At 29.3% G+C, this 21,448-nt stretch carries 24 protein-coding genes; 21 read left to right on the forward strand and 3 right to left on the reverse strand.

Features of this window, described 5'->3' with window-relative positions:
* The 21 genes from IR151_RS18205 to IR151_RS18305 all read left to right on the forward strand — a co-directional run.
* Positions 1-336, forward strand: a 336-nt coding sequence (locus tag IR151_RS18205; RefSeq protein ID WP_227437122.1) for a DUF6838 family protein, incomplete at its 5' end; no start/stop codon positions are given.
* Positions 337-1,392 carry a phage tail sheath subtilisin-like domain-containing protein gene (locus tag IR151_RS18210; RefSeq protein ID WP_227437124.1) on the forward strand — a complete coding sequence of 352 codons (1,056 nt, stop codon included), beginning with the start codon at positions 337-339 and terminating at the stop codon, positions 1,390-1,392. It begins immediately after the preceding gene.
* 15 nt (positions 1,393-1,407) lie between these two features.
* Positions 1,408-1,848 (forward strand): phage tail tube protein, encoded by a 441-nt coding sequence (locus IR151_RS18215; protein ID WP_227437126.1) that lies wholly within the window; start codon positions 1,408-1,410, stop codon positions 1,846-1,848.
* A gap of 15 nt (positions 1,849-1,863) precedes the next feature.
* The gene (locus tag IR151_RS18220) at positions 1,864-2,280 is read left to right on the forward strand and encodes a phage tail assembly chaperone (RefSeq protein ID WP_227437127.1); all 417 of its coding nucleotides are present in this window, start codon (positions 1,864-1,866) and stop codon (positions 2,278-2,280) included.
* 26 nt (positions 2,281-2,306) lie between these two features.
* Positions 2,307-2,456, forward strand: a complete 150-nt coding sequence (locus tag IR151_RS18225; protein ID WP_227437129.1) for a hypothetical protein — start codon at positions 2,307-2,309, stop codon at positions 2,454-2,456.
* Between the two features lie 3 nt (positions 2,457-2,459).
* Positions 2,460-5,846 (forward strand): phage tail tape measure protein, encoded by a 3,387-nt coding sequence (locus IR151_RS18230; RefSeq protein WP_227437131.1) that lies wholly within the window; start codon positions 2,460-2,462, stop codon positions 5,844-5,846.
* 46 nt (positions 5,847-5,892) lie between these two features.
* Positions 5,893-6,369, forward strand: a complete 477-nt coding sequence (locus tag IR151_RS18235; RefSeq protein ID WP_227437133.1) for a DUF4352 domain-containing protein — start codon at positions 5,893-5,895, stop codon at positions 6,367-6,369.
* 62 nt (positions 6,370-6,431) lie between these two features.
* Positions 6,432-7,064 carry a LysM peptidoglycan-binding domain-containing protein gene (locus tag IR151_RS18240; protein WP_227437135.1) on the forward strand — a complete coding sequence of 211 codons (633 nt, stop codon included), beginning with the start codon at positions 6,432-6,434 and terminating at the stop codon, positions 7,062-7,064.
* Between the two features lie 239 nt (positions 7,065-7,303).
* On the forward strand, positions 7,304-8,836 hold the full coding sequence (locus IR151_RS18245) for an NlpC/P60 family protein (RefSeq protein ID WP_227437137.1): 1,533 nt from the start codon (positions 7,304-7,306) through the stop codon (positions 8,834-8,836).
* A gap of 14 nt (positions 8,837-8,850) precedes the next feature.
* Complete coding sequence (locus IR151_RS18250) at positions 8,851-9,177, forward strand: DUF2577 family protein (RefSeq protein ID WP_227437139.1); 327 nt, start codon at positions 8,851-8,853, stop codon at positions 9,175-9,177.
* A complete protein-coding gene (locus IR151_RS18255) occupies positions 9,177-9,608 on the forward strand; it encodes a DUF2634 domain-containing protein (protein ID WP_227437141.1) in 432 nt (143 codons plus the stop codon). The genes IR151_RS18250 and IR151_RS18255 overlap by 1 nt, the downstream gene beginning before the upstream one ends.
* Positions 9,601-10,653, forward strand: coding sequence for a baseplate J/gp47 family protein (locus tag IR151_RS18260; protein WP_227437143.1), 1,053 nt, complete (start codon positions 9,601-9,603; stop codon positions 10,651-10,653). Before IR151_RS18255 ends, IR151_RS18260 begins: the two co-directional genes overlap by 8 nt.
* 1 nt (position 10,654) lies before the next feature.
* Complete coding sequence (locus tag IR151_RS18265; RefSeq protein WP_227437145.1) at positions 10,655-11,272, forward strand: putative phage tail protein; 618 nt, start codon at positions 10,655-10,657, stop codon at positions 11,270-11,272.
* The gene (locus IR151_RS18270) at positions 11,273-12,055 is read left to right on the forward strand and encodes a phage tail protein (RefSeq protein ID WP_227437147.1); all 783 of its coding nucleotides are present in this window, start codon (positions 11,273-11,275) and stop codon (positions 12,053-12,055) included. It abuts the gene before it with no gap.
* Between the two features lie 16 nt (positions 12,056-12,071).
* Positions 12,072-13,469, forward strand: a complete 1,398-nt coding sequence (locus IR151_RS20540; protein ID WP_227437149.1) for a hypothetical protein — start codon at positions 12,072-12,074, stop codon at positions 13,467-13,469.
* A gap of 25 nt (positions 13,470-13,494) precedes the next feature.
* Positions 13,495-13,842, forward strand: a complete 348-nt coding sequence (locus tag IR151_RS18280) for a hypothetical protein (protein WP_227437151.1) — start codon at positions 13,495-13,497, stop codon at positions 13,840-13,842.
* An 11-nt stretch (positions 13,843-13,853) separates the two neighbouring features.
* Positions 13,854-14,024 carry a hypothetical protein gene (locus IR151_RS18285; protein WP_021362020.1) on the forward strand — a complete coding sequence of 57 codons (171 nt, stop codon included), beginning with the start codon at positions 13,854-13,856 and terminating at the stop codon, positions 14,022-14,024.
* A gap of 132 nt (positions 14,025-14,156) precedes the next feature.
* Positions 14,157-15,806: a glycine-rich protein gene (locus tag IR151_RS18290; RefSeq protein WP_227437153.1), complete on the forward strand. Its 1,650-nt coding sequence runs from the start codon at positions 14,157-14,159 to the stop codon at positions 15,804-15,806.
* 207 nt (positions 15,807-16,013) lie between these two features.
* Positions 16,014-18,047, forward strand: coding sequence for a glycine rich domain-containing protein (locus IR151_RS18295; RefSeq protein WP_227437155.1), 2,034 nt, complete (start codon positions 16,014-16,016; stop codon positions 18,045-18,047).
* Positions 18,048-18,143: 96 nt separating this feature from the next.
* Entirely contained in the window at positions 18,144-18,410 is a 267-nt protein-coding gene (locus tag IR151_RS18300; RefSeq protein ID WP_219674152.1) for a hypothetical protein, read from the forward strand.
* Complete coding sequence (locus tag IR151_RS18305; protein ID WP_227437156.1) at positions 18,410-19,207, forward strand: N-acetylmuramoyl-L-alanine amidase; 798 nt, start codon at positions 18,410-18,412, stop codon at positions 19,205-19,207. The genes IR151_RS18300 and IR151_RS18305 overlap by 1 nt, the downstream gene beginning before the upstream one ends.
* 118 nt (positions 19,208-19,325) lie before the next feature.
* Here IR151_RS18305 and IR151_RS18310 read toward each other — a convergent pair whose 3' ends face one another.
* From IR151_RS18310 to IR151_RS18320, 3 genes are all read right to left on the reverse strand, one after another.
* Entirely contained in the window at positions 19,326-19,691 is a 366-nt protein-coding gene (locus IR151_RS18310) for a hypothetical protein (protein ID WP_227437158.1), read from the reverse strand.
* Positions 19,691-20,497 carry a ParA family protein gene (locus tag IR151_RS18315; protein ID WP_021382772.1) on the reverse strand — a complete coding sequence of 269 codons (807 nt, stop codon included), beginning with the start codon at positions 20,495-20,497 and terminating at the stop codon, positions 19,691-19,693. Before IR151_RS18315 ends, IR151_RS18310 begins: the two co-directional genes overlap by 1 nt.
* Before the next feature lie 366 nt (positions 20,498-20,863).
* A complete protein-coding gene (locus tag IR151_RS18320; protein WP_227437160.1) occupies positions 20,864-21,307 on the reverse strand; it encodes a hypothetical protein in 444 nt (147 codons plus the stop codon).
* Positions 21,308-21,448: the final 141 nt, after the last annotated feature.

Here is a 21,448-nt window from a genome sequence, read left to right on the forward strand (position 1 = left end):
TTTTTTGTGCAACTTTTATCTGTTTCTAATAATATTGCAAATAAAGTTTTAGATACTAAAAAGATATTCATAGATATTGAATATTATCAAAGAGCTAGAAAAAATAAACTAAATCTATATGACATACAAAGTAGATTAGAAAAAATATTTAATAGAAATATAAAGGTTAAAGATAGAAGTCTAAATATAGAAAATATATCTCCTTCAATATCAAAAGATTCTGTAGGTTATAAATTAACTTTCCTAATTACTGTATCTTATTTTGAAGAGATTTACTTTAGTAAAGAAACATATGAAACTATGGAAAGTGTAGATTTAAAGATAGGAAGTGATTAAATGGGTTTACCAGAAATTAATATATCCTTTATTCAAGCTGGAAAAACTTTTGTTAAACGTTCTGGTGGTATTGTAGCACTTATTTTAAAAGATACAAAGAATACAGGATTGATTGAAATACAGGAAATAGAAGATATTCCAAATGGCTATTCTGCTGACAATTTAAACTATATAAAGATGGCAATGAGAGGAAATATATATCCTCCAAATAAAATATTAGTTTACACATTAGATGTAGATGAATTAATAGATGATGCTCTAGACTTTCTTGAAACTTGTGAGTTTAATTACCTTTGTATGCCAGAGGAAACAGAGCAAGAGTTGCCTAAAATTAAGGCCTGGATTAATAAGATGAGAGAAGATAATAAAATAAAGGTTAAGGCTATAACTGCAAATAATGTAGCAGATTATGAAGGTATAATAAACTTTACAACAACTGATATTGAAATTAATGGTAAGAAATATACTTCGAATGAATTTCTACCAAGGTTAGCAGGTTTTATCTCAGGAACTCCATCAACTCAGTCTATAACATATGCAAATATACCAGAAATAACTAACATACCAAAACTAACAAGGGTTGAAGCAAATACAAAAATAAATAATGGAGAGTTAATTTTAATAAAAGAAAGTGGCTCTATAGTTGTTGCTAGAGGGGTAACATCCTTTACAACAACCACAGATTCAAAAGGTGACATATTTAAAAAAATTAAATTAGTAGATACATTAGACCAAATTCATAATGATCTTAAAAAGATAATTGTAAAAAACTATATAGGAAAAGTCCCAAATACCTATGATAATAAGTGCTTACTTATAGTCGCAATACAATTATATCTTCAAGAATTAGAAAAAGATGGTCTCATTGATCCAGGTTCAACAGTAGAAATAAATTTAGATGCACAAAGAGAATGGTTAAAAAAACAAAATATAGATACATTCAATATGGAAGAACAACAAATAAAGGAGTATAACACAGATACTCTCGTTTTTTTAAAAGCAAAGATTAAATTAATAGATGCTATGGAAGATGTCTATTTAGACATATCTATGTAGTTTGGAGGTTATAATTTGAGAGCTAGAATGGAGACAAATAGAATAATATCTGGTACATTTGGGGAATGTTGGATTGATAACAGACAACTAACATCTGTAAAAGGACTAGAGGCGAAAATTGAAATAGAAAAAGAAGAAGTAAAAATTTGTGGTCAGGTAATGGTTGGACAAAAGTTTATGGGAGCCTCTGGTAAAGGTTCAATCACATTATTTAAACTAAGTTCCTTATTTGGAGAATACATCGAAAGTATGCTAAATGAGGGAAAAGCATTTAGATTTACTATAATAAGCAAGTTACAAGATCCAGATTCATATGGAGCTGAAAGAATTGCACTTTATGGGTGTATGTTTGATGATTTAACTTTAGCTGATTGGGAAGCAGGAAAAATGGGAGAGATAGAGGTTCCATTTACATTTGAAGGATTTAAATACTTAGATAAAATCAAGGAAAAATAGGAGGATTTTTATTATATGAATACAGTAGAAAAATTATTAAATATGGATGCAGGTAAATTAAAAATGCCATCTAGTATATATGAATTGTATTGTAAAAAATTAGATGACACTTTAGAAATTGAATGTAATGCCATTGATCCAGAACGTTTTGACGAAATAAGAGTCAATTCAATGGATGTTGATAGCGGCAATTTAGAGAATATTAATGTTTACGAACTTAAGGTGAACACAATACTTGAATCATGCCCAATGTTTAGAAATATGGAAGTTGTAGAAAAGTTCGGACTGGTAACTCCTAAAGACCTTATAAAAAAGTTACTATTAGCTGGAGAGATTGATAATTTATATGAAGAAGTTAATAAGGTAAATGGTATAGATGCAGAGGGCGATAGAAAAAGACAGAAGGAAAAAGATAAAGAAATAAAAAACTAATTAAAACGGATGGAAAGGTTAACTTAATGTACTTATTATTTAAGTATAAAGGGATAATGCCATCCGTTTCTTTTCGCATGCTTAAAGGTGAAACAAAGATTGTTAGTGTTTTTATGGACCAAGAGTTAGATGAAAGAAAAGAAGAAATAAAATCTGGTGCTGGGAGGTTGTTTTAATCTATGAGTTCTAGTACAAAAGTTTTACAAGCAGTAATAAAAATGAGAGATGAAGCAAGTTCAACTTTAAGAAGAGTAGCAGCTAATACTAGAGCTTTGCATGATTCATCCTCTCAAGCATCAAGAGCATTAAATAATGTCCAGAACAATTTAAAAAGCGTTGGCACAAGTGCATTAAAAGCAGGAGGACTTATAACTGCTGGAGTTGGTGGAGCATTTGCTGCTGCAACAAAAGTTGGAACAGAATTTGAAAGTGCCATGTCTCAAGTTAAAGCCACATTTGGAAATTCCTTAAAGCCAGGAGACTTTGAAGCTATGTCAAAGGCTGCTAGAGATGCTGGGAAAGCTACAACTAAAACTGCTGCTGATTCTGCCAATGCACTTCAATATATGGGGCTTGCTGGATGGGATGTTCAAAAATCAATGCATGCCTTAATGCCAGTACTTAACTTATCAGAAGCAGCATCTATGGACCTTGGTTTAGCATCTGATTTAGTAACTGATAGTATGAGTTCTATGTGTTTAGAAGTTGATAAAGTAAGTAAAAGTGGCAAAGTACTAGCTGGTGCTGGATTAAGTGAGTACTTAGATAAGGTTGCAAATGCATCTACTAAATCAAATACAAACATCCAACAGTTAATGGAAGCATTTAATGTTGCAGGGGGTACATTTAGTAACTTAAAAGTTCCATTATCTGAAGCAACTGCTATTATGGGAATACTTGCAAATAGAGGAGTTAAAGGTACAGATGCAGGCCATGCTTTAAACTCAATCATGATAAACCTTACAACAGGTGCAGGCCAAGCAGGTAAGGCAATGAAAAAACTTGGAGTAAGTGCATTTGATAATCAGGGTAAATTTAAAGGTATGTCAAATGTACTTAAAGAAGTTGCAAATAAAACAAAAGATATGACTGATAAACAGAAAAATTATTACTTAGCAGCCATAGGGGGAAAAACTCAATTAAAAACGTTACAAAAGTTACTTGATGGAGTTGGAAATGAGTATGATAGCTTAAAGAAAAAAATAGATAATTCAAAAGGTGCCTTAAAAACAATGTCTGATGTAATGAAAGATAATACTAAGGGTGGACTTGCAACCTTAAAATCAGCCCTTGAAGAAACTGGAATTACTATTTACTATCAACTAAAACCAGCAATAGCCTCTGTAGTTGATAGTTTAACTAAAATGACTGTTTGGTTTAATAATCTAAGTGAACCAATAAAAAGAGTTATAACCAATGTAATGCTTTCAGTTGGAGCATTTGGAGTTCTTTTACTTACTATAGGAGCTGTATTTTTAATCGTTTCAAAAGCTATAGGGATATTCGCTTTCTTTATCCCTATAATATTAAGAACAAAAGTTGCCTTCAGAGCCTTTGTAATTGGTATGAAACCATTAAGTGCAGTATTTTTGGCTGTAATGGGTCCTATAGGATGGACTATAACAGCTGTAATTGCATTGTCAGCGGCATTTACTGTTGCTTATGCTAAATCTGAAGTTTTTAGAAATAAAGTTAATTCATTAGTAAAATCATTTACAGAATTTGCAAAGCCGATAGTAAATTTTTGCATGCCTGCACTTAAACAATTAGGAGAGAAATTTAAAGAGTTATTATCAGCATTTGGTCCACTATTTGCATCTATTTTAAACTTAGGAAGTGTAATAATGAAGGTCCTAGGACCTGTTTTAATTGGTGTAATAGGTTTTCATATAGCAAAGTTAGTTGTAGTTTTGTCTACTCTTGCAATTGCTTTTAAAACTGTGGTTGATACTATAGCTAATGTATTAAATGGTCTAGCATCTATTTTAAGTGGTATTTTTGATTTAATTATAGGTATTGTCACAGGTGATAGTAAAAAAATGATGGATGGAGTTAAACAAATATTTGATGGTGGAGCTAAAATTATAAAATCAATTTGGAAAGGTTTCATAGATTTTATAACTGCTCCAATAGAAGCAGTGGCTGATATTGTAGATAGTTTATTTAAGGATAAATCGAAATGGCTTACAGATAAATGGAGAGATTTAAGAGCCTTCTTAGAAAATCCAATTGAAGCAACCGCAAAAATATCTACTAAAACAAATGTAAATATCCCAGGAAGTAAAGCAGCAGATGCAGCTGGAAAATCTACACCAAATACAGGTGGATTAAAACAAACAATGGCAAATTTAAAAGGTTCATTTAGTGATTTTAAAACTTTTATTAAACCTATGACAGATTCTATAAGTCAAGGTGTTGAATCTGGAAAGACTAAATTTACAGAACTGCAAAATAAGATATTAAATGATGTTAAACCTGCACTAAAGATTCTAGAGGATTCTGGAGTAAATTTTAAGAATAAATTTAAGGAGTCAATAACTTCAATAAAAGATAAATTTAAGGAATTAAAGGATATATTAGCTGGAAATATTAAAACAAATATAGATAATCTAGTAAAAGCATTTGAACCTTTAAAACCTCATTTAGATAATTTGAAAGAGTGTTTTGATAAGGTTAAAAAAGCAATTACTGACTTTTTTACTCCAGCCAAACAGGTTGGAGATACAGTAAATAAGGTAAGTCAACCATTGGATAGTGTTAAAAAATCTACTGATGGAATTAAAAATTCTTTCCAAAGCTTAGGTCAAGCACTTGCTCCTGTTAAAACTTGGTTTCAAGGATTTATGCCTTTCTTATCTCAAATAGGGCAACAATTGTTACCTTCTATAGGAATAGCAATAGCTGGTGTTGTTGGTGGAATAATTTTAGCATTTACATGGGTTTTAAATACATTAACTGCTATTATAACAATGGTGTCTGGTATCATAAATGGCATCATGTCTTTTATATCTGGAATTATAAATGTTGTCATGGGACTTATAACAGGAAATGCTGATCAGACCATGGATGGACTTAAGCAAATATTTGATAGTGGAGTAGGCGTAATAAAATCAATTTGGAATGGTCTAGTTGATCTAGTTAGTGGAGTACTAGAACCTGTAATAGATCTTGCTGATTCCCTTTTCAAAGATAAGGTTAAAGGAGTAAAGGAAGCTTGGAATAAACTTAAAGAGTTCTTTAATAATCCAATCAAAGGAATGATTGAGATTGTAAAAAGTGGTCCTAGCTTAAAAATAGGAAAAGGTGCAGATGCTGCTGGCGGTCCAAGAGGAGCATTCGGTATAAATAGAGTTCCTCGAAATGATTATTTAATAAGAGCACACGAGGGAGAAAAACTTTTAACTAAACAAGAAGCCAATCAATATAAGAGAAACAGTTCAAATGGAAGTTTATTTCTTGATAAGTTGGCAGATACAATAATTGTAAGGGAAGAAGCTGACATAGATAAAATTGTAAAAAAACTAAACAAAAAAATATCTCTTGCGAATGCTGGAGGCATATTGTAAATTATCGTGCTATAATTGTAGTATATAATTTACAGGGGGTTATGTTATGAATAAAAAAATACCAGTATTAGCAATATCAGTTGTACTATCTTTAAGTTTAGTTGGATGCAGCACAAATGATTCAAAAAATGGAGATAGTAAACCTAAACAAAATACTGAAGAAATTAAAAATCATAAAATAGGCGAAGTTGTTGATTTAGATGGAGCAAAGGTATCTGTTAAAAATGTTAGAAAGCTAGAATCAGATAGTAATGTATATGCAGTTGAAATTGAAATCACCAATACAGGAGAAACAGATCTTGAAAGTGATTTCCTTCAAAACTACATACTAAAAACAGATGATAATAAAGTTGGAAATGCAATAAATAATCAAGAATTAAATGGAGAATTACTATTTGACACAATACATCCAGGAGATACTTTAAAAGGCGAAATAGCATTTGAACTTCCAAAAGATACAAAGCCAAAAACAATTGAAATTGCTTATGAAAATGTGGGGAAATATACAGTATTTGATTTATAATAAATCAACATTTAAAAGGTGCTTATTTTTTAAGTACCTTTTATTTTTTTTAGGAGGATATAATGGAAATTTGGTTAAGGCAAGCAAATAACTCTTTTAGATTCCCTATTTTACCAACTTCTTTTGAGATAAATGGAAATACAACAATAAATACATCTAACATATTAAACATTGGAGATATTGCAGTATTTGGAGGGCTAGGACTTAAGAGTATAGAAATAGCATCATTTTTTCCAAGTCAAGAATATAGTTTCTGTAATTATAATGGATTCCCAAAACCTTATGATTGCGTAAATTTAATACAAGGTTGGATGAAAGAGGGATTTATATTAAGATTTATAATTACAGAAACTAATGTAAACTTTGAATGTATCATATCAGATTTTAATTACAAAGAGCAAGATTGTTCAAGAGATGTTTATTTTACCTTAAGTTTAAAAGAATATAGAAGAATAAAAATATCTAAGGTCAATGCTAAGGATGGCAATTTATCTTCTAGTATTGACCTACCCATTACAAAAGGATTTGAAACTAAGCAAAAAACTCACAAGGTCATTGAAGGAGATACTCTTTTTAAAATAGCTAAGAAATATTATGGAAATGGTGATCTTTGGCATAAAATTTATGAAGCCAATAAGGATAAAATTAAAAGCCCAAACATAATACAAAATGGATGGATTTTAATAGTTCCATAAAAGGATGGTGATTTATAATTAATAAAATCAAAATACAAGTTCATATAAAAAACGGAAATATATATAATATAACTGATTTAGTAGACAAATGTACCTGGTCTGGAGATTATAGATCACCATCAAGAACACTTGAATTTTCTATAATTCAATCATCATCTGATATTAACTTTAGGCAAATAGATATTCCAGTGGCAAGTACAATTTGTTTCTATATAGATGATAAAGAGATTTTTAGAGGCATGATAATAGACAGATCTCTTGATTCAAGTAATAACAGTATTGATTTTACTGCAAAAGATATGGGTTTTTTACTTTTACAAAGTGAAGTTTCATATAATTTTAAAGATAAATTAGTTGAAGATATTGCTAAACAAGTTTTTGTAGATAATAAACTCCCACTAGGTAATTTACCTAAGACTAATGTTAAATACACTAAGATGTTTATTGGTGTAAATGGATATGACACCATAATGAGTGTTTATACAGAAGCAAGCAAAACGACAAAGAAGAAATATATGATAGAAGCCAATCTTGATAAATTTAATGTCATTGAAAAAGGAATTGTTACTCTAGATATTACCTTTGAAGAAGGTTTTAATCTTATTAATACAACTTTTTCAGAAAGTATGGAGAATGTTAAAAATAAAGTACTGATTGTTGATCAGTATGGTAATAAGATTAATGAAAAAATAAATGACTCTATATTTAAAAATGTTGGAGTAATTATGCAAAAGGTAATACAACAACAAGAAAATGACACTGTAGATATAGATAATGAGTTTAAAGGCATAGAAAGAACTTGCTCTTTAAAAGGATATGGTGATATAAGTTGTATAACTGGTAGAGGTGTAAAAGTAAAAGATTCATATACAAAATTAATAGGACTTTTTTATATAGATACAGATAAGCATACATGGCAAAATGGAGATTATCAAATTGAACTTGAACTTAACTTTCAAAATATTATGGATGAAAAATCTGCTGGCCAAGATGAACAAAAAGAAGATAGCAGTTCAGATTATACTGGAGGTACAGAGTTTCCTGCTGAATTTACTGCTTATTGTCCTAGAAAATCTGAGGGAGGAGATACAGATTGTAAAAAGAAAAAATTAGATCCTTCTAAAAAAACATGTGCTGCTCCTATGGCTGGAGCATATGACGATAAGTCTTACTATACAAAAGATTTCTTAGATAAACATCCATTATTAAAATATGGAGATGAAATACAATTAGTTACAGGAGTTTCAAGTCGAGATGGAACATATAAAGTAAATGACAATGGTCCTGCAATAATTATAGAAAAGGATGGAACATATCATATAGATATTTTATTTGGAAATGTTCAAGATGCTAATGAGTTTGGAAGAAGAAAAGGTAAAATTATTATTGGTGGCTATGCTGGCAATGTATCTGATAGATCTAAAACAGTAATAGCAGAGGCTAAAAAACACCTTGGAAAACCATACAAATGGGGTGGTAATGGACCAAGTAACTTTGACTGTTCTGGACTTATGGTATATTGCTTTAAAAAAGTTAATATTAATTTACCAAGAACATCTAGCCAACAATCTAAAGTTGGTAAAAAAGTAGAGCAAAGTAATTTGCAAGCAGGAGACTTAGTGTTTTTCCATAATCCAGTTAGTCATGTTGGTTTATATATAGGTAATGGAGAATTTCTACATGCCCCACAAACAGGTGATGTAGTTAAAATAAGCAAAACAAGCAGTAGTTATTACACTAAAAACTTTGCTACAGCTCGAAGAGTTTTATAAAAAGAGGTGATAGAATGGCAGATCCAATTAATGAATTTATAGGAATAATGAGAAAAGAAGGTAAATATCATAATCAGCCTTCTTTTTTTATTGGTAAAGTTAAAGATAAATTACCAGATTTAAAAATAGAGATAAATAATCTTTTATTGGAAAAAGAAAATCTTTTAATAGATAACTGGATACTTAATAGCCAGATAGAAACATTTGAAACAGAAATAAATCAAGAACACAAACATAATATAAAAAACCCTTTTACTAATAATCTCGAATCTGGAGATATGGTAATAATGTTTAAAATAGGCGAGAAATTTGCTGTTGTAAGTAAGTTGGTGAGTTTATAATGAGTACAATCTTCCCTTTCATGGGTGTTCCAGATGATTATACTTCTCCATCCAATGAAGAATTACATATTTTCAAGGAATTTGCTTGGAATTTTGAAAAAGATGAAAAGATAATTGAAAATGGAGACTTTAAAGTAGTTGAAAGAAATGAAGCAATCAAGGTATGGATTTATAAAACTATAAAGACAGATAAGTATGTTCATTTAATATACACTTGGGATTATGGAACAGATATAAAAAATCTCATAGGACAAAAGTATACTAAAGGCCTTACTGAAAGTGAAGCAAAAAGGTATATACAAGAAGCACTCTTAATTAATCCATATATATTAGAAGTTAATGTAACAAATACAGAATTTAAGGATGATAATTTATCTATAAATTTGAATATAAAAACAATCTATGGAGAGGAGAAGATTACTTTTGTATGATAACCAAACATTTAGTATCTTAAATAATAGAACATTAAATAACATAGACCTTCCTCTTTACAAAGGTCAGGGATCTTCTCTTTATAATATAGTTTCACCTGTTAATTCAGAACTTGCACAGTTATATATAGAACTTTCTTATATACATAAAAGAGTTTTTATTCAAGATAATTTTGACGATTTTCTCGATAGAAGAGTCAATGAATTTGGAGTATATAGAAAGTTAGGTACAGAAGCAATAGGTGAAGTAACATTTGAAGGCAAAATGGGAACTCAAATACCAAATGGAACAATAGTATCTCACAGTGATTTACTATTTGTAGTTATTAAAGATATTACAATAGATGAAAATAGTAAGTTAAATGTAAGCCCTATACAGGCTTTGGAGGTTGGCGTTAAGTACAATTTATCAGCTAACACAGAATTTAAACTTATAGACAATATAAATGGTGTAACTAAAATTTATAATGAACTGGACCTAAAGGGTGGAACAGAAATAGAAACTGATGAAGAATTAAAAGAAAGGTTCTATAAAATACAAAAAAATCAAGCAACGAGTGGAAATAAAGCACATTACCAGTCTTGGGCTTTAGAGGTTGAAGGTGTTTATAATGCAAAAGTAATTCCTTGTTGGGATGGACCAGGTACAATTAAAATTCTAATTTATGGTCAAAACAATCAATCAGTTGACAATGAAGTATTACAAAGATGTGCTGAACATATAGAAGAAGAAAAACCTATTGGACCTACTGTTACAATTGTTACACCAAGTACTTTTGATATTACTATTAGTGCGACTTTAACACTTGAAAATGGATATGATATTGAATCCATAAAAGTTGTGTTCTTAGATATTATAAATTCTTATTTAATAGAAAATTCAAGAGAGATTATTTATATAAAAATAATGAGTTTATTAGCAAGCATAGAAGGAGTGCATGATATAAAAAATCTACTTATAAATGAAGATATTAAAAACATAATAGTTGATGAAGAAAAAGTTCCTGCTGTTTCAAATGTTACATTTAATATCGAGGTGAGTTAAATTGAAGTTAATTGACCACTTACCAAGTTTTGCAAACAATGAAATTGACATACAAATTCAAGATGCACTTGAAAATGAACTTCTAGCATTACTTGATGAAAAGAATGATTTATTAGATCAGTTTTTTATAGATACAGCAACTTGGGGTCTTGATGACTGGGAAGATCTATTAAAAATAAAAACAAATTCTAAGTTGGATTTTGATACTAGAAGAAGTAATATAAAAGCTAAAATGCGTGGCAAAGGTACAACTACAATAGAAGTAATAAAAGCTATCTCAGAAGCTTACACAAAGACTAATGTTGATGTAGAGGTATTTAGTAATCTATTTAGTTTTACACTTAGTTTTATAACAAATAATTGTAGTTACAACACTATCTTAGAGTTAGACAAGAAAATAGAAGAGATAAAACCAGCACATTTAGAGCATAAATTTGAGAGAGTTTTATTTGATAAAAGTGGACTTTATACAGGAGCAATAGCTAGTGCAGGAGAAACAGTTACTATATACCCTTATACTCCTAAAGATATAACATGTTTTGGAGAAATAATATTTGCTAGTGGAAACAATAAAAGTGCAGAAAGGGTAACATTATATCCTAAACAGGAGGTGATATAATTGGCACAAGCACAATATTATACATTACTTACAGAAATAGGTAAGGCGGCTATAGCAAATGCTACAGCACTTGGGACTAGAGTTGATTTTGCAAAAATAAAAGTTGGGGATGGTGGTGGAAGTGCATATATTCCAACGGAAACTCAGACAGCACTTAAAAATGTGGTGTGGGAAAGCACATTAGAACATGTTCAAGCAGACGAAAAAAATCCTAATTGGGTAGTTATCCAAAAAACTATAACTGGAGATACTGGAAGCTTTACAATTAGAGAGGTTGGGGTATTCGACTCTAAAGACCAACTTTTAGCAGTATCTAGTTATCCCGAAACTTATAAACCTGCTCCGGATTCGGGAACAGTAAAAGAAATATTAATTAAAATTATATTAGCTGTATCTAATACAGCAAGTATAAATTTAAAAATAGACCCAACCGTTATTTTAGCTACACTCAAAGATATACAAGATGTAAACACTAAAATAGATACAACTAAAACGGAGTTAACAAGCAACATAGAAACTGCTAAGACAGAGATTAATAATAAAATAGGAGATACAACACAACTTACTACAACGGATAAAACAAATATAGTTAGTGCATTAAATGAGGTAAAAACTAGTGTAGATAGTATAGAAACAACAGCAGATAAAACAAGTATAAAAGATACAGATAACTTATTTGTAAGTGATAATGTAGAGGGAGCATTAAAAGAAGTGATGCAAGAAGTAAAAAAGAATAGAACTAGTATTATATCAACTGTAAATAGTAATCTAATACCAATGTAGAAAAGGGGATGATTAAGTGGCATTTTATGTTAATGAAAGAACCATTAAAAAAAGAAGGGGCTGTTACTCTGAATCTGATATACACATTACCCCTTTATATTATGAATACAGAAATTGTTATGCCAGTTATAATTTAAGCGATATTAAAAATATAAATATTCCCGAAAGAAACAAAGTTGTTATTAATTCATTTGAAGCATATTATTTAATAAATAACGAAAAGGTTATTATAAATGATACAATTCGGCAAGATACAACTATTGAGTTTATAACAGACCCTATAATTTCTATAAGTGACGATTTGGGATATATTAGTTATGCTTGTAGTATAAATTATGAAATAATAGATATTGACCCTACTACAAGATTTAAAATAGTTTATAAATTAAATGATATTGTTATAGGTGAAAAGTATAATACAACTGATTCAAACTATACTATAGATTTAACAGAAGAACAGTTATCAAAATTAAGTTTTAAATCTAGAAACAATATAACTATAGAACTTAGCACCCATGATGGAGGAGTATTTTTAACTAAAGTAGTTTCATTTATAAAAGGAAATACTAAACCAAAACTAAGTGTATTCTCTTATAATTCAACTTCTGCGAAATTTGCAGTAATAGACACAGATAATAACTTAACTAAAATAGAGTGGTATCTTGATGATGTATTAAAAGAAACAATAACAACAGATTTAACAACAGAGAAAACAATAAACTATGAACTTACAGACAATGCAATACACACACTTAAAATAGTAGCTACAGACGCAGAGAATGAAACTGCTGAGAAAGTTTTAAGTATAAGTAAAGAAATAATGCCACTACAAACAGATGCAACCCTGCAAGATATATCTTCTAAATTAGTAGAAATTGGAGAAGGATTTAAGAATGGAAAAACAAGCATTATAAATACTTTAGCATTAAAGAATATAGAAGCAAGTTTAAATAATACACTAGTTGAATTATCAGAGAAGATTAAAACGAGTTTTGATAGTTCAGATGCTAGTGTTGAGGAGTTGCAAAATAGGATAACAGAATTGACTAATGAACTAAGTCGAAGAAAAAGATTCGCAAAAGGAACTGCAAGTCTTACTATATCTTATGTAGATAATACTGTACATCAACAAATAGAAACTAATTTATCTTTTAGACCAAGTATAATTTTAGTAAAAACAAATCTTTTTTTTACAAATTCTGGATTTGAAAGTCATAATTGTAATTTATATAGTGCAAATAACTTGACCGAAACCTATGCTGTTAATGCCAATAAAAATACAGGTCCAGGAAGAGCTAGTGTATACGCTCAAGTTGTAACAATAAGTGAAAAATCATTCGTTTTGTACTTTACAACATCGCTTTACTTTAATGTTTCCCAAAGTTCTGCGATAACATGGTACGCTTTTGAATAAAAAAAATGAAAACTGAGGTGATAATATGAACAGAAATAATAGAATAATTTACGACCAAACAGGCAAAATATGGCTTCAAACTGGTGAAGCAACAGGAGATATAAAAGAATGGGCAGAAATAACTGAATTGAACTTTTTAGATGTTGAGTATGGAAGTATAGACTATAGTAAACAGTATATAGAGTCTATAAATCCAATCACAAAAGAGCCAAATATAAAAGATATAGAGGTTGTATTAACTGATGAGCAAAAGAGATTAGAAGCATTAGAAAAAGAACTAAGTATGTTAAAAGAAGAAAATAAGAATAGAGATTCAGAGATAGTAAACACAGCCTTTGAAGTAGTAAATATAAAACTAAATAACAATTTATAGGAGGAATTAATATGTATAACTTATTAAAATTAATGATAGAACAAAAGAACTATAGTACTAAAGAGGATTTGCAACACAAGATGGATGTATTCTATGCAGTAAATAGGATTACAGAGGAACAATATTTAGAGTTAACAGGTTTATTAAATAAAGAAGAAACACCAGTAGAACCAACAGTATAGGAGGTTCTTTTTTATTCTTAAAAATATATAAATTCATTTACATTTTGCCCACACTTCATATACACTTTGCAGACATTTATAGTTTTAAAATTAGGTACAATGAAACTATAAATTAAGAAAGAGGTGGATTGAATGGCAACAGTTTATGAATTTAATTATACAGGAAGTGAACAAAGTGTAACATTAAAACCTGGTAAATATGAATTAGAATGTTGGGGGGCTTGTGGTGGCAAATATAGTACAAATATTTGGAGCGATTGTGCAAAAGGTGGTTATGCAAAAGGTGAAGTTACACTAAAGAAAGAAACTGTACTTCACATTTGTGTTGGTCAAACAGGTTTTGAAATAACTTCGTCAAGTTCTCCTCTTAAGAGGACTGGTTATAATGGTGCAGGTTTAGGTAGTTCTGTGGGTAGTGGTGGAACTAAATGGTCTACTGTTGGTGGTGGTGCTACTGATATAAGACTTGTTGGTGGTGCTTGGAATGACTCACAAGGTTTACTATCACGTATAATTGTTGCTGGTGGTGCTGGTGGATGTAATGATGATACTCCTTATATTGGCGGTAATGGAGGTGGCTATGCAGGAGAAAGAGGTACTGTTTATTACAGTTTTACTACAGGAGGTACACAATATCAAGGTGGATTATCTTACGATGAAAGATATAATGGCTCCTTTGGCAGAGGAGGAAGTGGTGCTAGTGTAGGAGGTGGAGGTGGTTGGTATGGAGGTGGAGGCAGTACAAGCGATGGAGCTGGTGGAGGCAGTGGTTATGCTTTAACTAAAGACAGTTACAAACCTACTGGATATATACCAACTTCTGAATATTGGCTAGAAAATGTAGTTATGAAATCAGGCGGAAATACTACCAAAGCTGATGGTTATGCCAAAATAACATTACTTCAAGCATTACCATTTTTAACTGTATCTTCTTATAATTCTACTACTGCTAAATTTAAAGCAGACCACACAGACCCTACATTATTAAATAAGATAGAATGGTTTATTGATGATGAGTTGAAAGAAACTATAACAACAGATTTAACAGCAGAAAAAACAATTAACTATCGATTGGAAGACAATGCACTACACACACTTAAAATAGTAGTGACAGACAACACTAATGCAACTTCTGAAAAAGTTGTAAATGTAAGTAAAAATATAATGCCATTAGAAGATGATGCCAATCTAAAAGATATAACAAGCAAAATCAAAGAAATGAAGGACGGACTTAAAACTGGTAAAACAAGTATTATAAATACTTTAGCACTTAAAAATATTAATGCAGATTTAAATAATACATTAGTTGATTTATCAGAAAAAATAAAAAACTCTTTTAATAGTTCAGATGCTAGTTTAAAAGAATTACAAAATAAAATAACAGAATTAACAAATCAACTTAGTCAAAGAAAAAAATGGGCCAAGGGTACTTATGCATCAAATCCAGGGCTTCATATTGAAGCAAATACTGCTATTGGAACCTCAAAAACAATAGAGATAAATGTAGGTTTAAATTTTAATCCTAGCATTATTATAATAGATAGTATATCTATGCTTGATGATAGAAAAAGAGTTTACTTCACAAATGTTAGCAATTTGAGTAATGTAAATATTGGTAGATATTTGGACACTGATGATTTTTGGAGAACTAATGGCAACATAACATTACAAATATCTGGTAGAAACTTTAAATTAACGGTATCTAAAGAAAAAGGATTAAATGGCTCAGCAGATGAGTTAATTTCTACAGCAGATGGTTTCACATGGTATGCTTTTGAATAAAAAAAGATTATAGAAATATTTAAGTCATTTTAATAAATTAATAAAAAAGAACACAAATAACATAAAATGAAATATTAAATATAGCCTTCGAATTAGAAACTATAAAATCAAATAATAATTCATTTACATTTTGCCTACAATTTTCAGACGTGTATAGTTTTAAACTTATATATAATAAAACTATAAAATAAGAAAGAGGTGAAATAAATGGAAAATTTGGTATATGAATTTTTAGAATCCAATAAAATGCATGATGTATACTTACGACCAGGTGTGTGGAAACTCGAATGCCAAGGAGGGTATGGTGGAGTTTCTAGTGTAGAAGATGGTCATTTATCTATAGCTAATATTTCTAATGGTGGTTATGTCAAGGGGGAATTGACCTTACATGAAACTACTTCCATGTATGCATGTGTTGGCCCTACATGGAGCAAGACTACTGGAGGATTTGGTGGCGCAGGTAATGGTGGTGCTACATACGGAAGCCATGCTTCTACATATCATTATGCTGGAGGTTCTAGTGATATACGTCTTAAATATTCTAGTGATTGGGGTAATTTTGAAAGCTTAAGTTCTCGTATAATAGTAGCTGGTGGTGCAGGAATGAGTTCAAATGCTGGTGGTGGTGGAGAAACTGGAAACTGCTATTATGCAACTGACTCTAGTAATAAGAAAGCAAATCAAACTTCTGGCGGAACGAATGGAATTGCACATAACTATAATTACACTATGAATGGTAGTTTTGGAATAGGAGGAATGTATAAAGAAAAAGCAGAAGGTAGTAGTAGCCAAAATAAATATATGGCTCCAGGTGGTGGAGGCTGGTATGGTGGTGCTGCTTATAATGCTACAGCTTCTGGAGGAGGGTCTGGATATGTACTAACATCCAGTAGTGTGAAACCTGGCGGATATACTCCAACTTCTAAGTTCTGGATGATAAATACAATAAATACCATTGGAGAAACAACTATATTTGATAATGCAAAACCTTCTTATGTTAAAATAACATTGTTAGACACAGTTGCTCCTAAATTAACAACTAAATCTCCTTCTAATTTAGGAAATATAAGTAATGAAAATGAGTTGAAATATGATTTTACATTAGAAACTACAACAGATACCCAAGTTACAGTTAAAGAAACATTAAATGGAAAGCAAATTAATTCTAGAATTTTAACTAGTGCATTTTACACTACAACTATTGACAAAGCTCAAATTATACCATTAGCTTTAAATTCTACAAATACAATTGTAATCACTGCAACAGATAGCAAGGGTAAAAGTGTTAGTAAAACATTTACCTTTACAAAAGTAAATTCTGTTCCAGTAATAAATTTGTCTTCTTATAATTCAACTTCTGCGACATTTACAGTAGTTGATACAGATAATAATTTATCTAAAATAGAATGGTATCTAGATAATGTTTTAAAAGAAACAATAACTACAGACTTACATTTAGAAAAGATAATAAATTACGAACTTACAGATAATGCAATACATACATTAAAAATAATTGCTACAGACGCAGAAAATGCAACAGTTGAGAATGTCTTAAATATAAGTAAGAGTATAATGCCATTAGAAGAAGATGCTAGTCTAAATGATATATCAGATAAAGTTGTTGAAATGAAAGATGGTTTGAAAAGTGGTAAAGCTTCTATTACAAATGTACTGTCATTAAAAAATATTGAAGCAAGTTTAAGTAATACTTTAGTAGAATTATCTGAAAAAATAAGAATATCTTTTAATAGTAATGATGCAAGTCTAGAGCAACTAAAAAACCAATTAATAGAAAAAAATAATACCATAACTAACTTACAACAAGAAATTAATAAAAGATATAAATATTATTCTCGTTCAGTTCGTTATTCCACTGGAAATTCTAATGTTACCACTATACAAGAAGGTGGATATACTGGTGGTTGGTACATACAGTTGCCATTTATCCCAAAAGCTCTAATTATGGCATCTTCTATACCAAATGATTTAGCTAGTTATGAAAATTACTTTAGTTTTAATTTTCTTTATAGTGAAGCTACACATGGTAGCTTTAATAGTAATACTACAAATAATACTATTGGTTTTGTTCATACTGGAAGTAGTTCTATAAAAGAAGCAATTTGTTCTCTATTTATTAGTAATAACATTTCTAGTAAAGGCAGTGCTATTCTTTATATAAGATGTTCTGAAAGTAGCAGTAATTCTTTTGGATGTGTTCTTAATATTTGTGCATTTGGTTAATTTGAAGATATATTATATTAAAGCAAATTTACTTAAAAAATTTAAGATTTCAGTAAAGGGCCAAAGAGCCCTTTTTTAATGTAAAAGGAGGATATTATGGAAGAATTAGTAACACAATTAAGTAGCTTAGGGGCAATAGGTATACTATGTGCTTTACTCTTTAAAAATACAATGCAAGAGAAGAAAGAAGATAGAGATATGTATAAAAAAACAGTAGAAAACTTTATTGAACTTTCTACTCAACAACAAGAAATAAATAAAAATTTACTTTTAGAAATGGGTGTAATAAAAATAGATGTAGAAGATATAAAAGAAGATGTGACAGACATAAAGGTTATGCTACAAAAAGAAGGTGACAAATAATGAAAATTGCAATAGTACCAGGTCATACACTAACAGGAAAAGGGACAGGAACAGTTGGGTATATAGATGAGGGAAAAGAAAATAGAATCTTAACTGATTTAATTGTTAAATGGTTAAAACGAGGAGAAGTAACTGTATATACTGACAAAGTAGATAGTTCTAACAACTACTTATCAGAGCAGTGTCAAATAGCCAATAAACAAGACATAGACTTAGCAGTACAAATCCACTTTAACGCAAATAGTACAACCTTAAATCCTATGGGAACAGAGACATTATATAAAACAAATAATGGGAAAGTATATGCTGAAAGAGTTAATTCAAAGTTATCAACTATATTTAAAAATAGAGGAGCTAAAATAGATGTAAGGGATCTTTATTGGCTTAAACATACCAAGGCACCAGCAATATTAATAGAAGTATGCTTTGTAGACAGTAAAGCGGACACAGATTATTATATTAGACATAAAGATATAGTGGCAAAATTAATAGCAGAGGGTATTATAAATAAGAAAATAGATAGTGAAGAGGTAAATAAAATGTATAAACATACAATAGTTTATGATGGAGAAATTGATAAAATACCTGCAACTGTGGTTGGTTGGGGATATAATAATGGAAAAATATCAATATGTGATATAAAAGATTATATTCCAGGAAGAACAGAAAATTTATATGTTATAGGAGGAGAAGCATGTAATAAAATAATGAATATAACTAAAGAAAAATATACTATCATAAAGGGAAATGATAGATTTGATACTCTTTATAAAGCACTGGAATTTATAAAGAAATAACAATGTTAAATTAATATAAAATGTATTATATCAGCTATATTATACATTTTATATTAAAGTAAATAATAACTTATTTTTTAAGTTATTATTTACTTTAATATATATATTATATAGTAACTTATTTTTTGGGTCCTTTATTTCTATTTCTTTTATCATATTCTTTTGAGATTTTATCTATGTTTAATTCTTCTGGTAAATGACTTTTAGTTGCCCTTACATTAGCTCTAATAAATTCATTTATTACTTTATTTAAGGTAGTTTTCTTAAGATGTGCTATAGTTTTCAAAACTTTTAAATCTTCATCATCAATATATAATGTAACTTGTCCTTTTTTAGTCTTTTTATTTTCTTTTAAATCTAGCAAGTTTATCCCTTGAAGTTCTGTGTGTTCATTAAATTTATTTTCAATTTCTTTATTGATTTCATTTTTATAGTCTTTTTTAGGTATAGATATTTCTTCTTCTTCTAATTCAAATTTACTCATTATAATACCCCCTTATTAGTAAGCTCTTCTATTAAATCATTCAATTCTTCTCTAACTTTATGAGCCTTTTTTATCTTCCTACAATAGTCATCTATACTTAATTTATTTAGCACACAATTTTTTACTATAGTGCTTTCACTTATTTTTACATCTGATAAATCTTTTTTTATACTATCAAACCTATCTAAATAATCCATAAATATATCTCCAGAAGTTAACTTTCTTGAAGTAAAAGAATTTATTACAACTGCTCTTTTTGCCTCATTAGTTTCTCCCATATCTTCTAGATCTTCATTGTATTTTTGATAAAATAGTTCACAACCTCTTATACTTGCTATATCTTGAAATTCAAGAGGAGTAATAATACTATCTGAAATGAATAAGAAATTTCTAGCAATCAAATCATATGAAGGAGATAAATCTATTAATATATAATCATAATTTTTAAGAGTAGAAATATTTTTCTTAAACCACTTAAAAGCAACTTTCTCTCTACTAGTTTTTATAGTTAAATACTCTGATAAAACAGATAAAGATAAATCACTTGGTATTAAGTCTACATTTGGATAATCTTTTAATGGAGATTTTATTATTAATTCTTCTGCACTTATATCATCCTTAAATGCATCTAGAATTGTTTTTTTATTATGTACTATTTTATATATGAATTGTGTAAAGTTTGCTTGGGTATCTCCATCAAGTATAAGTATTTTTTTGTCTTTTTTTGATAAATTAAGAGCCATTAGATATGCTAATGTAGTTTTCCCAACCCCACCTTTTACATTAAATAAACTTACTATTTTCATTTTAATCCTCCTGTGAGTTCTATTGATATATGATATTATATCACACTTCCGCCTACATTCGGGTTTTTTGTAAAAAAATTATATAAAACTTATAAATAATTTATCATATAATTTATAAAACAATTTATTTATAAGTTTTACTCAATTACTCAAAGATAACACAAATATAAAAGGAATAGATAATATCTATTCCTTTTATATTTGTGTTATATGTAAAATTACCTGAAGTTTATTACTTTTTAAAAATATCAATTACAAGTATAAGTATTATTATTAATAATAGAAAATTAGCAGACTGAATTAATATAATTGGCCATTCAAGATATATTATTTATAGTCACCTCATCTTATGTATGCAATATTTTTTTAATATCTTTTTTCACTACTTACTATATTTTTGCTTTCAGAATTTGCTTTTATTGTAGAATGAACTCTGTAGTATCCTCTTCCTATAGTTTTTGATTTAGAAAGAGTACATGAACTATTTCCTGAAGCATTCCAAGTTTGAATTGTTGACCATGTTTTTCCATTGTCATTACTTTTCTGTAACCTAGCAATAATTGATGTACTTTTCACATTTGATGAACCTCTAATGGAACAGATTACTCTCGCTGTGTTTCCTGAAATATTTAAAGTACAAGTACCAGACTTAATATAAGACATTTTTACCATAGTATCATCTATATAGTCTACAGCTGAATATTGTTCAATATTCTTGTCTTTATATTCATCAGCAAATATAGGCATCGCAATTGCTGATGAACATATTAAAGCGCACATACTACTTATAATCATTTTTTTCCAAACCATAAAATCACCCCTTCATTTGCTTTTTATTATTTTTTACTTAATATATAACGAATAAAGAAGTGATTTCTGGACACTTATATAAAATTTTTTATTAAATTTTTATCATAATTACAAAATAGATATTCATAGCTATAATAGTTA

It is taken from the genome of Clostridioides sp. ES-S-0006-03 (assembly GCF_020662275.1).
Taxonomy (GTDB): domain Bacteria; phylum Bacillota; class Clostridia; order Peptostreptococcales; family Peptostreptococcaceae; genus Clostridioides.

Excerpts from the sequence above, each read along its gene's own strand:
- IR151_RS18210 (WP_227437124.1), top strand. The coding sequence starts at position 337 with ATGGGTTTACCAGAAATTAATATATCCTTTATTCAAGCTGGAAAAACT.
- IR151_RS18220 (WP_227437127.1), top strand. The coding sequence starts at position 1,864 with ATGAATACAGTAGAAAAATTATTAAATATGGATGCAGGTAAATTAAAA.
- IR151_RS18225 (WP_227437129.1), top strand. The coding sequence starts at position 2,307 with ATGTACTTATTATTTAAGTATAAAGGGATAATGCCATCCGTTTCTTTT.
- IR151_RS18230 (WP_227437131.1), top strand. The coding sequence starts at position 2,460 with ATGAGTTCTAGTACAAAAGTTTTACAAGCAGTAATAAAAATGAGAGAT.
- IR151_RS18235 (WP_227437133.1), top strand. The coding sequence starts at position 5,893 with ATGAATAAAAAAATACCAGTATTAGCAATATCAGTTGTACTATCTTTA.
- IR151_RS18240 (WP_227437135.1), top strand. The coding sequence starts at position 6,432 with ATGGAAATTTGGTTAAGGCAAGCAAATAACTCTTTTAGATTCCCTATT.
- IR151_RS18245 (WP_227437137.1), top strand. The coding sequence starts at position 7,304 with ATGATAATAGACAGATCTCTTGATTCAAGTAATAACAGTATTGATTTT.
- IR151_RS18250 (WP_227437139.1), top strand. The coding sequence starts at position 8,851 with ATGGCAGATCCAATTAATGAATTTATAGGAATAATGAGAAAAGAAGGT.
- IR151_RS18255 (WP_227437141.1), top strand. The coding sequence starts at position 9,177 with ATGAGTACAATCTTCCCTTTCATGGGTGTTCCAGATGATTATACTTCT.
- IR151_RS18280 (WP_227437151.1), top strand. The coding sequence starts at position 13,495 with ATGAACAGAAATAATAGAATAATTTACGACCAAACAGGCAAAATATGG.
- IR151_RS18285 (WP_021362020.1), top strand. The coding sequence starts at position 13,854 with ATGTATAACTTATTAAAATTAATGATAGAACAAAAGAACTATAGTACT.
- IR151_RS18290 (WP_227437153.1), top strand. The coding sequence starts at position 14,157 with ATGGCAACAGTTTATGAATTTAATTATACAGGAAGTGAACAAAGTGTA.
- IR151_RS18295 (WP_227437155.1), top strand. The coding sequence starts at position 16,014 with ATGGAAAATTTGGTATATGAATTTTTAGAATCCAATAAAATGCATGAT.
- IR151_RS18300 (WP_219674152.1), top strand. The coding sequence starts at position 18,144 with ATGGAAGAATTAGTAACACAATTAAGTAGCTTAGGGGCAATAGGTATA.
- IR151_RS18305 (WP_227437156.1), top strand. The coding sequence starts at position 18,410 with ATGAAAATTGCAATAGTACCAGGTCATACACTAACAGGAAAAGGGACA.
- IR151_RS18310 (WP_227437158.1), bottom strand. The coding sequence starts at position 19,691 with ATGAGTAAATTTGAATTAGAAGAAGAAGAAATATCTATACCTAAAAAA.
- IR151_RS18315 (WP_021382772.1), bottom strand. The coding sequence starts at position 20,497 with ATGAAAATAGTAAGTTTATTTAATGTAAAAGGTGGGGTTGGGAAAACT.
- IR151_RS18320 (WP_227437160.1), bottom strand. The coding sequence starts at position 21,307 with ATGGTTTGGAAAAAAATGATTATAAGTAGTATGTGCGCTTTAATATGT.